Source organism: Psychrobacillus sp. (assembly GCF_056205495.1).
Map to the genome: position 1 here is coordinate 1 of NZ_JBAEAP010000542.1, position 13,131 is coordinate 13,131.

The window sequence follows — 13,131 nt, forward strand, 5'->3', positions numbered from 1 at the left end:
CCTCCATGGCTACATCTGTTCCTGTGCCGATTGCCATTCCTATATTGGCAACTGCTAATGCAGGTGCATCATTGATGCCGTCTCCAACCATCGCTACTTTTTTCCCCAAGGATTGCAGCTTTTTAATTTCCTCAGCCTTGCCTTCAGGAAGCACCTCCGCTATAACATGCTCAATTCCTGCCTGTTTTCCTATTGCCGCAGCTGTTAGCTGATTATCCCCTGTGATCATCATGACCTCAATGTTCATATCCTTCAATCGTTGAATTGCCTGAATGGAAGATTCCTTAATGGTATCAGCAACAGCTATCATACCAGCGTACTTCCCATTTATACTTGCTAGCATAGCTGTCTTTCCTTGTGCCTCTAATTCTTCCATTTGATTAAGAATGGGTGCTATTTGGACATTGTTTTGATTCATTAATTTTTTAGTTCCAACTAGCACTTCCTTCTCATTGATCACTGCTTTTACACCGAATCCAGGAATTGCCTCGAAGGATGTGACTTGCTCCAGCGTTATCTCACGTACTTTTATGCCATCTACAATCGCCTCTGCCAGAGGATGTTCAGACTGTTTTTCAGCAGCCCCGATATATGAAAGAAAGTCGAGTTCTTTTATTCCCTCTGCCACCATTACATCTGTTAGCTTCGGCTTCCCATAAGTGACTGTGCCGGTTTTGTCTACAACCACCGTATCAATATGGTGGGTAGTTTCTAAATGTTCGCCACCCTTAAACAATATTCCAAACTCTGCAGCACGACCAGAGCCAGCCATTATCGAAGTAGGTGTTGCAAGGCCTAACGCACAGGGACACGCTATGACGAGTACTGCTATTAATGCTTCCAGTGCTGGTGTAATCTCTCCGGGATCGACGAGGAAGAACCAAATGAGAAATGTAACAATTGCAATTCCTACTACAATCGGAACGAAAATCCCCGAGATTTTATCTGCCAAACGCTGAATAGGAGCTTTTGAGCCTTGAGCGTCCTCTACTACTTTAATAATTTGGGCAAGCGCGGTGTCTCTCCCGATTTTTGTTGCCTGCATTTGAATGGATCCGTTTTTATTGATAGTTGACCCAAACAATGAAGCTCCAGGTACTTTATCAACAGGTATACTCTCTCCGGTTAGCATGGATTCATCCACTGCACTATTTCCATCTACTACTATTCCATCGACCGGAATTTTTTCCCCTGGCTTCACAAGGATTGTGTCACCTACTAGCACTTCCTCAATAGGAATCATTAACTCAGAACCATCTCTTAGAACCAATGCTGTTTTCGCTTGAAGACCCATCAATTTTTTGATGGCCTCTGATGAACGTCCCTTCGCCTTCGCTTCGAATAACTTTCCTAATAAAATAAGCGTAATAAGGACCGCACTTGTTTCAAAGTAAAGCTGAGCGGAATGGTGTTCACCGACTGTTATAATAGCTTGATAAACACTATAAAAATAAGCCGCCGATGTACCTAACACGACAAGGACATCCATATTAGCACTACCATTTTTCAACGCTTTGTAAGCACTAATATAAAACTGTCCCCCAATGATAAATTGAACAGGTGTTGCTAGTGCCATTTGCACCCACGGATTCATCAAAAATTCAGGTACATATAGAAACGTTGTAAAAGAAAAATGACCGACCATCGTCCATAGAAGTGGCAAAGAAAAGATCGCCGCAATAATAAACTTTGTCTTTTGCTTCTTGATTGCTTCCTCTCGGTAGTCAACCGGTTCTTTATCCTCAGATTTTATAATTGCCCCATACCCTAGCTTTTCTACCTTTTCGATAATGTCATTTACCGTAAGATTGGAAGGGTTAAATTCTACAGTTGCTCGTTCTAGCGCCAGGTTCACATTGGCAGAGCTTACACCTTCTAATCTATTTAAACCTTTTTCAATACGGGCTGAGCATGCTGCACAAGTCATACCGGTAATAGCAAATTCTTTTTTCTCTTTCACCACACCATAACCAAGTGCCTCAATTTTTTTCTCAAAGTCTTCCTCTGTTACTTTCTCCGGATCATATTTAATGACAGATTTCTCTAGTGCCAAATTAACATTAGCTACTTCAACACCGTCCATTTTGTTAATAACCTTTTCAATTCTCGCAGAGCAGGCTGCACAGGTCATCCCTGTAATTTTATAGCTGGTCTGCTTTATGTTATTATCCATTTCGTTACCTCTCCTCACATACGACTAGGGGGTATATTCAGATTAAATAAAGAGAGTGCTAATTAGCACTCTTTCTATTATTGAACATCGTAGCCTTGCTCATCGATCGCATCTTTAATTTTAGCTAGAGTAACTTTTTCTTCTTCATAGGAAACATCTACTTTGCCTGATTCCAAATAGACTTTTACTTGCTCTACGCCATCCAGATTACCTACACTTGTTTCTACTGACTTAACGCAATGTCCACATGACATACCTTTAACTTCTAATGTAACTTGATTTAACATTTCCATTCCTCCTATTTTCTCATTAGTTTTTGAATCGTCACAAGTAATTCATCTAATACTTCTTCATCGCCTTCTGCTAGTCTTTCAGCTACGCAACCTTTTAAATGCCCTTGCAAAAGAACTTTAGCGACACTATTTAAAGCCGACTGAGTTGCCGACAGCTGAGTGATAATATCATCACAATAGATATCCTTCTCAACCATTCCTTTAATACCCCGGATTTGACCTTCCACCCGATTCAGTCTATTGGTTAAATCTTTTTTTACATGCTCAGGATGGTGACTTTTCCTACAGGACAAATCAGTTGGTAATATTGTATTTTCCTCTATTACATTGTCCAAGTAACCAACCTCCTATTCTTATTTACAGTATATGATACCCTTTAGGGGTATGCAAATAAAATGATTTGAAATTTTTGAGAATAATAAATTGAAGTCGGATGAATAAAATGAAATAGAATAGTTCATGCTTCTAAAAAAGAAAAAGGAGAACAAAATGATAAACTTAAATGATTTTTATGTAGATATCCTTAATGACCTAGTAAGACAATTCAATGAACTCATACCTGAAAATGCACCATATTCCTATTCCTCACAAGATGTTATTGAATTACTTATCATTCGGGAACATGTAAATGGCGAACTAAAATAACTAGACCTTGAAGAAGGTCTTTTTTGTGTTTTAATGAGCATTTTCTATGTACCAAAAATGAGCTGGTCAAATATGACACAACTCATCTTTTATAATTACTTATCGAATTTTATACCTTTTAATAAATCCGCAAATGCATTATTGATCGGTTCTTCTTCTTTATTTTGTTTTTTCAAGTACTGCTGCACTGATTTTTTATCTACTTTACCGCCGCCTTCTTTTTTACGACGAGCCTCAAAAGCAGATAGCTTCTCACGGTGACCACATTTACATACGAAGATTTGACCATCGCCTTCTCCGCGAAGCTCTAACTTTTTCTTACATTGCGGACAACGAGCGTTAGTCACGCGTGCCACATTTTTACGATGACCACATTCCCGATCTTGGCACACAAGCATCTTACCTTTTTTGCCGTTCACTTCCAGCATAGGTTTTCCACAGTCAGGACAAGTTTTAGTGGATATATTGTCGTGCTTATATTTTTTATTACTGCCTTTAATATCAGAAACGATTTCTTTCGTATAATTCTTCATTTCGGCTATGAATACTTCTTTTTTCAACTTCCCTTTAGCGATTGCTTCCAGCTTTTGCTCCCACTCACCAGTTAACGTCGGAGATTTTAACTCTTCAGGTACTAGGTCAAGCAGCTGACGGCCTTTTGATGTAATATGAATATCTTTCCCACGCTTCTCAATTAAAAATGAGTTGAATAGCTTATCGATGATATCCGCACGAGTTGCAACTGTCCCTAGTCCACCAGTGGATTTTAACGTGTCCGCGAGCTGTTTATCCTGCGTTTCCATATATTTTGTAGGGTTTTCCATTGCAGTTAGTAACGTAGCTTCATTGAAACGTGCAGGTGGTTTTGTTTGACCAGACGTTTGAGCTATTAACTTAACATTTAAAGAATCTCCCTTTTCGATGCGTGGTAAGATCTGTTCCTTTAAATCCTCCGTTGACTCATCTTCCATATGGTTTTGATAAACTTCTTTCCAACCACTCACTAAAATCGTTTTTCCTCTAGCAACAAAGTTCTCGTCACCAATTTTCGCACGCAACGTTAATTGTTCGTACTCAAATGCAGGGAACATCACCGCTAGGAAACGTTTTACAACTAAATCGTAAATTTTACGTTCCTTATCATTAAAGGCCGAAAAGTTCACATAACCTTCTGTTGGTATAATTGCATGGTGGTCGGAAACCTTACTATCATCTACAAAGGATTTAGTAACCTTAATAGGCTTGCTTAAGATTTTATTGGCTAATGGTCGATATTCACCCACCGCGCAGGCTTTCAAACGTTCTGGGAGTGTACTTACAATATCAGACGAGATGAATCGTGAATCTGTACGTGGATAAGTTAATACCTTGTGTTGCTCATACAGCTTTTGCATAATATTCAACGTATCTTTTGCAGAGTAGCCAAAGATTTTATTGGCATCACGTTGCAGCTCAGTTAAATCATACAGACCAGGGGCAAATGACTTCTTCGGCTTTTTCTCAATTTCTGTTACGGTAGCGTTGCCTTTACCAAGCTTTTTCACGATTGCGTCCACTTTTTCTTTTTCAAAGCTACGACCATTTCCTTTTGCATCCTGCCAAGTAAGCTTTAAATTATCTACTGTTTGCGCTTCAATTCCATAGTAGGTTTGAGCCTTGAAATGCTTGATCTCATCCTCACGCTTTGCGATAATCGCCACTACTGGCGTCTGAACTCGTCCACAATTAAGCTGTGCATTGAATTTGGTAGATAGTGCACGGCTGGCATTAAGCCCGATGTACCAATCTGCCTCAGAACGGGCTACTGCGGAAGCATAAAGATTTTCATATGCTTTACCTGGTTTTAAGTTTGCAAAGCCATCCTTGATCGCTTTATCTGTTACGGATGAAATCCAAAGACGTTTAACTGGCTTATTCACCTTTGCTTTAGCGATAATCCAGCGCGCAACTAGCTCACCTTCTCGTCCAGCATCGGTAGCAATAATAATTTCATTAATATCACCACGTGTAAGCTGCGATTTAACAGCATTATATTGTTTACCTGATTGTTTAATCACAGTCAGTTTAAGGCTTTCTGGTAACATCGGTAAATCTTCTAAATTCCATGTTTTATATTTAACATCATAGCTTTCTGGGTCTGCTAATGTTACGAGGTGCCCTAGAGCCCAAGTCACTACATAATCTTTACCCTCTATATAGCCATTTCCTTTTTTATCACATTTAAGTACTCTTGCAATATCTCTTGCCACAGATGGTTTTTCTGCTAATACTAAGCGTCTTGCCATTCCAAACATCCTTTCGTAAATCCCTATGAATAATATAGCATAGGTTTTCGTTAGATTCAGTTAGCAGCGCTAGAGTTACTTGGTTTTATCACCGTTCGGAGGGGGTTATCACCACTTAGCGAGATTTATCACCGTTCACAGTAGTTTTATCACCGTTCGTCAAGATTTATCACCGGTATCATATCATGGTGAGGAATTGATGTTTGCCTAACTCGTTTTGGGACCCTTACAGAGAGCTTGGCTTGAAGAAAACCTGATCCCCACTATTTATATATTTTCAGTATTTATGAGTTACCTTACCTCTATTAAAATATGGTACCGTAGACTGTTTAATCAATAACCCTTCTAGCTCCTTAGGTATATGTATAATCTTTTCAGCTGAAGCAACGTCCATCCATACAATTTCCTCAATCTCGTCTGGACGGGAAAGAGTAATCTCTCCTCCTATAGGTTTCCCTTTAAAGGTGATAAAAAGTGTATGGTGTTTTATATCTTCAAAAAACGCTTCATTTACAGAAATAATCCCATCAATTTCTATGTCTAGTCCTGTCTCCTCTTTAGCCTCTCGAATTGCTGCTTCCTTTATCGTTTCTCCTTTTTCTACTCTTCCTCCTGGCAGTGTATAGTAAGAGCCATGATCTCCTGTGTTTTTTACCATTAAAACCTGCTTACCACTTTCATTGAAAAGAAGTACATAAACCACCTTTATATTTTCCACGAATTTCTCCCCAATCCCTATATTATAAATAACCCACAATAAAGGGATAATCTACCCTACACAGGTTGATTATCCCTTTTGATTAAACTAGCTTTTGTCCACAGTTCGGACAGAAGTTGGCACCAGTTGTTTTTTGTCCACAGTTTGGACAGAAGTTTGGCATTTGACCATTGCTTGAGTTTCCACTGCTCGATTGGTTATTTTGTGATGAAGACTGGCTTTGACCTTGGCTCGGGTTACTTTGGTTCATGTTTTTCATCATTTCATTTGCCATGTTCATACCCATCATCATTCCTGCCATGTCTGAAGCCGTGCCTGATCCAGAAAGCTTTCCAGAGGCCATTGCATCTGTAACAGAAACCTGCTGATATTTCGAGAGATCTCCAATCATGCCATGAGAAGCATTTTTAGTAATCATATCTTGAATCTCCTTAGGATAATTGAAGCTCATAATATGGAAGCCAGTGATTTTCATCCCCATATCCATGATTTGCATGTCTAAATCGTCTTTAATACCGCTAGCTATATCTGAGGCATTAGCCTGAAGGTTAAACATATCCTTGCCTTCTTTGCTAATCCATTTCATTAATAGCTGATCTAAAACAGAGGTAATACGAATTTTAATATCCTCTACTAGATAGCTTGTGCGAACGCCAGCAATCTTGTCAATCAGAGCCATGTAGTCATTTACTTTAAAGTTGAATGTTCCATTAGCTCGAATCGGCATTCCACCTGGCATCTGAGGCGTTGGAATATTGATTGGATTTTGTGTCCCCCATTTTACGGTAAATTCCTTCGTATTGACGAAAAGGACCTCCACGCGCATCCCACTGTTAAATCCAAATCTAAACCCTTTTAACGTAGAAAGAAACGGTATGATTTGTGACTCAATATCATATTGGCCGTCGTCCTCAAAGACTCCTTCGATGCGTCCGCCATTAAAAAAGACAGCGTCCTGACCAGGTCGAATGATTAGCTTACTACCTTTCTTAATCTCTTCATTGCTCCACTTCCAAAAAATCATATCTTCTCTGAATTCTCGCCATTCCACCACATCTGAAAATTGATTCCTAAAAAAAGACATATCCTCATTCCTTTCATGACTAAGTAAGCTTTAACCGTTAAAATTTCCCACTGCTTCCGCTAAATGATCTACCACCACTTGTAACTCCGCCACCACTGCTTCCTCCACCATTATTATTGTTCGTAGGCTTCTTTACTTTGGAAACCGTTTGATTGACGAAGAGATCACGCTTACTGTTTATTCTTGAATTATTTTCTTCAAAGTAGGTTCTACTATTAACTGTTACCCTACCTCCCGAGTTAAATGCCATCATACCAACAATTATACCGCCAAGAGCTAGAGAAGCTCCAAGCTGGAACCACCATTTGAAAAGGATACTTTCTGGATTTACACCAGGTTTATATTCCATATATTTATCCGCAGTAAGGATAAAATCACTAAATGCATCGTAATAGCTTCCTGCAGATAACGCAGGCGTAATTTTATCTATGAGTAAGCCCATTCTTTGATCATCAAGGTATTCTTTAGCTTTATCGAAGCCCCTTAATACAACATCTCTATTGACCATATCTATACCTACAATGGCAGCACTGCCATTGTGCTTTCCATAGCCAATCCCTGTACGATCTGCAAAGTCTTCTACGTAAGTATCTAGTCCCTTATCATCTGCTCCATCAGTAGTAAGAAATACAAAATCTGTTTCGTTTTTCTCACTATATTCGGATGAAAGTTTCTCAAGTGCTTCTACTTCACTCGCAGACAACACACCTGCCTCATCAAAAACGCGTTGCTTTGTGTCGGCTGCTTCGGTTAGTCCTATAGGAAGCAATAAAAGGAATAGTGCAATGAATAAAATAGAATACTTTTTCACCATAGAACACCACCAACTGCAAAGGAAATGCCCTTCAGTATAATAAAGGACGCGGCAGCTATACCACTAAACCAGCCAGCAACCTTGCCCATACTAAGCGGTGGCTTTCCTACTACTTTTCCTGTCTGGCCATTCATAGCAAAAATATGCTCTTTATTGCCAAAATCATAATAAACCATCCAAACTGGTAAAAGGACATAGTGTGCCGTTTTCTTATTTGTATTAATTTGTTTATTTTTATATTGAACGGAGGAGTAACCAGCAACTGAAGAGCTAATATAACTGTCTATGTATGGCTGCACCTTCGTTTTGACTCTAGAGAATAGTTCCTGGTCTGTATAATTGTATTTTTCCGCAATATAACCTGCTAAATAAGGGGTTCTAAAATCCTTTAGACTGTTGTAATCGTATGGCTCCAGCTTATCCATTAGCTCATCGTCCAGCTTTTCAGATGCATCAACAGGCACCTTTACATACCTAAGATCTAAATCTCGATATACATCATAGAACTTAGTTTCCGTATAAATATAGTCTCCTCTTGTATATGTTCTCACCTTTGTACCAACTGCATCGACTTTTGCCTTTGTATCTAAATCATACAGCCAAAAGGGCACATAGATTCCAGTGATCCCTTTTACTCTGTCCGCAGTCATAAATCCAGCTGGTGTTAGCCGACCGTTCTTACACCATTTACGAAATGCTTCCATCGCCTGTTCCTTATTAATGGTAAAGGGAATAACCTTAGCAGGAGCAAGATCACCGGACAATCTGTCCCCTAATACTACAGCCGCTCCACAAAAACTGCAGCTAGTGGCTGTCGTATCTGCCTCCGTGATGATGACAGCTCCACAGTTATTGCAATTGTATTGCTTCGCTTCGTCCTCCTCAAATGTCGTCGTAATATACTCATCTGAAAAGTCCTCTATGTTATCCTTTCTACCACAGCTGTTACAGGACAACATACCTGAAGTGCTGTCAAATTCCATATCGGATCCACAGTTTGGACATTTATAATGGATAACCATCTTTTCGCTCCTCGCCTTTTCGTACTGTTTTTTAAATAGGCTGTAGCGTATGCCACAGCCTATTTATTGTGTCTACTCTATTCTTCTTTCGTTTGTAGCTGTTCCTTTAAAGCTGCCAGCTCATCATCCACGTTTAATTGAGCCTTCAGTGCAGAAAGTTCGTTTTCCACATTTGAATCTGTATCGTATTTAGAAGCAAGATCCTCAATGTTTTCACCTGTGCCTTTGTTTAGCTCAGCCATTGCATTTGCTTCATCTAGCTCTTGGTTTATTCTAGCTTCCATTTTATCAAATGCAGACATTGAACGAGTTGCCCCTCCCACGGAAGTCGCAAATTCGTTAACCCTCTTCTGAGTTTTGGCTACAGAAGCTTTTCCTTTAAGAATGGATCTTCTAGATTCCAATTCTCCAATATCCTCTACTAGCTTATCGTGCATTTGTCTCATTTGAACCGTATTCGCGGAGGCTAATTCTTTTGCCGTATTTAAATCGGTTTCCTTCGCCGTGTATTCTGCCTTTTTACTCAGGAATTTTCTTGCATCCTCTTCATTACCAACTTCTAATGCCTTTATTGCATACTTTTGCATATTTGCGATATCTTTTTGACACTCCTCTAGCTCGCGTGTCGCACGTTTTTCAGCTGCCATAATTGTCGCTGTTTCGGATTTTACTTTACCAAGATCTCTATTTAGGTCGCGTAAGTATTGGTCAATCATTTTTTCTGGATCCTCTGCCTTATCCAATAAAGCATTGATGTTACTCGACATAATGTCACGGAATCTTCTTAAAATTTCCATTACGCACTCTCCCTTATTCGTTTTATATTATAGTTTAACAATTGGATATAACTCCTACAACTGTAAGGTATTTCTGTTCATAGTATACTTATTGCCATATTAAATTGGAGCTTTTTTAAGCTGCCTTACCTATGAGTTATATCTTTTATACGAGAACATGCAGCCAAAGGTTTCATCCTATATACAAATACAAAAAACCACTGAAGTTAAAATTAACCTCAGTGGTCCAGAATGTTTTACCTATTAGTAAGTAGTCCAACCGCCATCAGCTGTTACTACTACACCATTGATGAAGCTAGCATCTTCAGAGCCTAAGAAAATAGCAAGCTTCGCAATTTCTTCAGGTTGTCCAGCACGTGGGTTTAATGGCATACCTAGTTGTTGTTTTCCAGCTCCGTATGGGCTCACGTTGTTCATAGAAGAAGAAATGTTTGTAATTACTGCTCCTGGTGCAATACCATTACAACGAATTCCTTTATCCGCAAACATGAATGCTGTGTTTTTCGTTAAGCCAACAACTGCATGCTTAGAAGCCGTATACGCTGCCCCAGCACGACCTCCATATAGTCCACCTGCAGAAATATTGTTTACAATTACACCACTACCTTGTTTTAAGAAAAGGTCAGTTGCAATACGCATTGTTTTCATAGTTGCTGTAGTATTTACCGCAAATACCATATCCCAGCGTGCATCTGAAATTTCATTTACTGGCTCCATACCATCCATAATTCCAGCGTTATTTACTAAAATGTCTAACTTGCCATACGTTTTAACCGTTTCGTCAAACAGACGAGCAAGATCATCATCTTTTGTTACATTTGTATCGATAGCAAATGCAGTCCCGCCATTAGCAGTGATTGCTTCTGCAACCGCTTTCGCGCCCTCTAAATTCATATCGGATACGACAACTTTTGCGCCTTCTGCTGCATAGCCTTCTGCGATTGCTTTACCCATACCTGATGCTGCTCCAGTTACGATAGCTACTTTGTCTTGTAATTTCATTAAATTTTGCCTCCTTCAAGGATATTTTATTGTACACCTGTTCATTTAAAATTATACTTAATCTAACTACTTTTCACAAACAACACAAAATCTAAAAATGTACATTATAGGACGAAATCCAAAAATATGTTTATTATCATTTGGAGGAAAATAATGAAAACTGATTTACGAATTATTAAAACACAGGAAAGCCTGCGGAATGCCCTTCTAATACTACTGAAAACTAAACCATTGGAATCCATTAATATTGCCGAGCTTTGTCGGTGTGCCAAAATTAACAGAGGCACCTTTTACCTTCACTATCAAAATGTACATGGTGTTTTTGAAAGCTATTTCGAGGAAATCATAGATGACTTAAGAAAGTCTTATGAAGAGCCATATCATCAAACTGACTTTAATATACAAAATTTAAAATCCGATATGATTATTATCTTTCATCACGTAAAAAGGTATGAAGGGTTTTACCAAATCATTTTTGATGAAGCCAATCCTGTTAAGTACTATTACAAGTTATTTCACGCGATCCGAAAAATGATGAAGGAAATGACGATGAATTCTATCGACTACCTTCCAGATGAAAAAATGGAGTATTTTGTTAGCTACCAAACCAACGCCATTATGGGTATTTTAGTGGAATGGCATAGCAAACAATTTGCTACCTCTCCTGACGAGCTAAACGAGTATCTCTACTCTTTTTCCAATTCACTCAACTGGTTCCCGAATAAGCAAGGGGATGCAAACTAAATCATGCATGGGCTAAGAATTGGGAAAAAATCGTTAAGCCACGATAAATTTTGGCCAACAGTGATAAACCTCGCAACGCTCCATATAAAAAACGTCTGAGCGATAAACTCAGACGTTTTTTTATAAAATAATGAGTAGCCAAATATAGAGACCTACCAGCGTTATAAAAAGGGTTGGTACAGTAAGAACGATTCCTACTTTAAAGTAGGTGCCCCAGGAAACTTTTACTCCTTTTCTAGATAGCACATGCAGCCATATTAATGTGGCAAGCGAGCCAATTGGGGTAATTTTTGGTCCAAGATCAGAGCCTATAACGTTTGCATAAATAAGAGCTTCACGCATAATTCCAGTTGTGGATGTTTCCGCGATGGCTAATGCATCAATCATGACTGTCGGAAGATTATTCATTACGGAAGAAAGTATAGCTGCTATAAAGCCCATCGATATTGTTCCAACGAAAAGACCCTGGTCTGCTGCGGATTGGATTACATCCGCTAAGATCGAAGTCATCCCGACGTTTTGTAGTCCATAAACAACCACGTACATTCCAATTGAAAAGAAAACAATATTCCAAGGTGCTCCCTTAATAATTTTGCCCGTTTCAATTGAAGGGCTTCTTCTAGCCATAAATAAGAAGAAAATTGAAATAATCCCCACTACAAAGGAAACAGGTACTCCAATAAATTCGCTAGAGAAGTAGCCTATCAGTAAGATCGCTAATACATACCAAGATAGCATGAACATTTTCACATCTTTTACTGCTTCCATCGGACTCTTCAAATCAGCGGTGTCATAATTTTTGGGAATACTTTTTCGGAAGAATAAATAAAGCACGAGGATACTAGCTACCAACGAAAATAAGTTAGGCACAATCATTCTGGATGCATACTCCACAAATCCAATTCCGAAAAAGTCAGCAGATACAATGTTGACTAGATTACTTATGACAAATGGAAGTGACGTAGTATCTGCGATAAATCCACTCGCCATGATAAACGGAAAAACCATTTTTTCATTGAAGTTCAAGTTGCGTACCATCGCTAGAACAATTGGAGTTAAAATTAGTGCAGCTCCGTCATTGGCAAACAAAGCGGAAACTACAGCACCTAAAACAGTTACAAATATAAACATGCGGACTCCATTACCTTTTGCAGCCCTCGCTACATGGAGTGCAGACCACTCAAAAAATCCTATCTCATCTAAAATTAAGGAAATAATAATGATTCCTATAAACGCAAGAGTCGCATTCCATACGATACTTGTCACATCGAGTACATCCTGTAAATCAACTACTCCAACTAGAAGGGCTACTACCGCCCCCCCGCATGCAGACCAGCCGATGGACAAATTTCTAGGCTGTAAAATAACTAATGCGAGAGTGATAATAAAAATGATAATTGCTAATACAGTTGAAACCATAAAAACCCTCCACTACGAACGAATCAAATAATATTACTATAATCGGTTGAGTGGATATAGTAAATAGGTGCCTTCAAATTGTTGCCTATACTCTCACTTTATTCTGATGGATGCTGAGCGCTTTAAATAGTTCGG

13 protein-coding genes are annotated in these 13,131 nt (G+C 39.0%); 2 read left to right on the forward strand and 11 right to left on the reverse strand.

All coding sequences use genetic code 11. From position 1 onward, the window contains the following. The 3 genes from AC06OU_RS15245 to AC06OU_RS15255 all read right to left on the reverse strand — a co-directional run. Positions 1 to 2,173, reverse strand: a 2,173-nt coding sequence (locus AC06OU_RS15245; RefSeq protein WP_475856903.1) for a heavy metal translocating P-type ATPase, incomplete at its 3' end; no start/stop codon positions are given. Positions 2,174 to 2,250: 77 nt separating this feature from the next. Continuing rightward, a complete protein-coding gene (gene copZ, locus AC06OU_RS15250) occupies positions 2,251 to 2,460 on the reverse strand; it encodes a copper chaperone CopZ (RefSeq protein WP_475856904.1) in 210 nt (69 codons plus the stop codon). A gap of 11 nt (positions 2,461 to 2,471) precedes the next feature. Beyond that, positions 2,472 to 2,801 carry a metal-sensing transcriptional repressor gene (locus AC06OU_RS15255; protein WP_340885589.1) on the reverse strand — a complete coding sequence of 110 codons (330 nt, stop codon included), beginning with the start codon at positions 2,799 to 2,801 and terminating at the stop codon, positions 2,472 to 2,474. A gap of 154 nt (positions 2,802 to 2,955) precedes the next feature. On the opposite strand from AC06OU_RS15255, the gene AC06OU_RS15260 reads away from it, so the two are divergent. Further along, entirely contained in the window at positions 2,956 to 3,111 is a 156-nt protein-coding gene (locus AC06OU_RS15260; RefSeq protein WP_475856907.1) for a hypothetical protein, read from the forward strand. 95 nt (positions 3,112 to 3,206) lie between these two features. On the opposite strand, the gene AC06OU_RS15265 is transcribed toward AC06OU_RS15260, so the two are convergent. The 7 genes from AC06OU_RS15265 to AC06OU_RS15295 all read right to left on the reverse strand — a co-directional run bounded on the left by AC06OU_RS15265 (position 3,207) and on the right by AC06OU_RS15295 (position 10,833). Further along, a complete protein-coding gene (locus AC06OU_RS15265; RefSeq protein WP_475856908.1) occupies positions 3,207 to 5,396 on the reverse strand; it encodes a DNA topoisomerase III in 2,190 nt (729 codons plus the stop codon). Between the two features lie 277 nt (positions 5,397 to 5,673). Further along, a complete protein-coding gene (locus AC06OU_RS15270; RefSeq protein ID WP_475856910.1) occupies positions 5,674 to 6,114 on the reverse strand; it encodes an NUDIX hydrolase in 441 nt (146 codons plus the stop codon). A gap of 82 nt (positions 6,115 to 6,196) precedes the next feature. After that, positions 6,197 to 7,198 (reverse strand): SPFH domain-containing protein, encoded by a 1,002-nt coding sequence (locus tag AC06OU_RS15275; RefSeq protein WP_475856912.1) that lies wholly within the window; start codon positions 7,196 to 7,198, stop codon positions 6,197 to 6,199. A 37-nt stretch (positions 7,199 to 7,235) separates the two neighbouring features. Next, positions 7,236 to 8,012: a TPM domain-containing protein gene (locus AC06OU_RS15280; RefSeq protein WP_475856913.1), complete on the reverse strand. Its 777-nt coding sequence runs from the start codon at positions 8,010 to 8,012 to the stop codon at positions 7,236 to 7,238. Further along, the gene (locus tag AC06OU_RS15285; RefSeq protein ID WP_475856914.1) at positions 8,006 to 9,034 is read right to left on the reverse strand and encodes a TFIIB-type zinc ribbon-containing protein; all 1,029 of its coding nucleotides are present in this window, start codon (positions 9,032 to 9,034) and stop codon (positions 8,006 to 8,008) included. Before AC06OU_RS15285 ends, AC06OU_RS15280 begins: the two co-directional genes overlap by 7 nt. Before the next feature lie 77 nt (positions 9,035 to 9,111). Further along, positions 9,112 to 9,831: a PspA/IM30 family protein gene (locus AC06OU_RS15290; protein ID WP_475856916.1), complete on the reverse strand. Its 720-nt coding sequence runs from the start codon at positions 9,829 to 9,831 to the stop codon at positions 9,112 to 9,114. 243 nt (positions 9,832 to 10,074) lie between these two features. Further along, positions 10,075 to 10,833, reverse strand: coding sequence for an SDR family oxidoreductase (locus AC06OU_RS15295; RefSeq protein WP_475856917.1), 759 nt, complete (start codon positions 10,831 to 10,833; stop codon positions 10,075 to 10,077). A 153-nt stretch (positions 10,834 to 10,986) separates the two neighbouring features. Here AC06OU_RS15295 and AC06OU_RS15300 point away from each other — a divergent pair, with 153 nt between their 5' ends. Beyond that, complete coding sequence (locus tag AC06OU_RS15300; RefSeq protein WP_298473697.1) at positions 10,987 to 11,577, forward strand: TetR/AcrR family transcriptional regulator; 591 nt, start codon at positions 10,987 to 10,989, stop codon at positions 11,575 to 11,577. Between the two features lie 120 nt (positions 11,578 to 11,697). On the opposite strand, the gene AC06OU_RS15305 is transcribed toward AC06OU_RS15300, so the two are convergent. Continuing rightward, positions 11,698 to 12,996 (reverse strand): arsenic transporter, encoded by a 1,299-nt coding sequence (locus tag AC06OU_RS15305; protein ID WP_475856918.1) that lies wholly within the window; start codon positions 12,994 to 12,996, stop codon positions 11,698 to 11,700. Positions 12,997 to 13,131 lie beyond the last annotated feature (135 nt).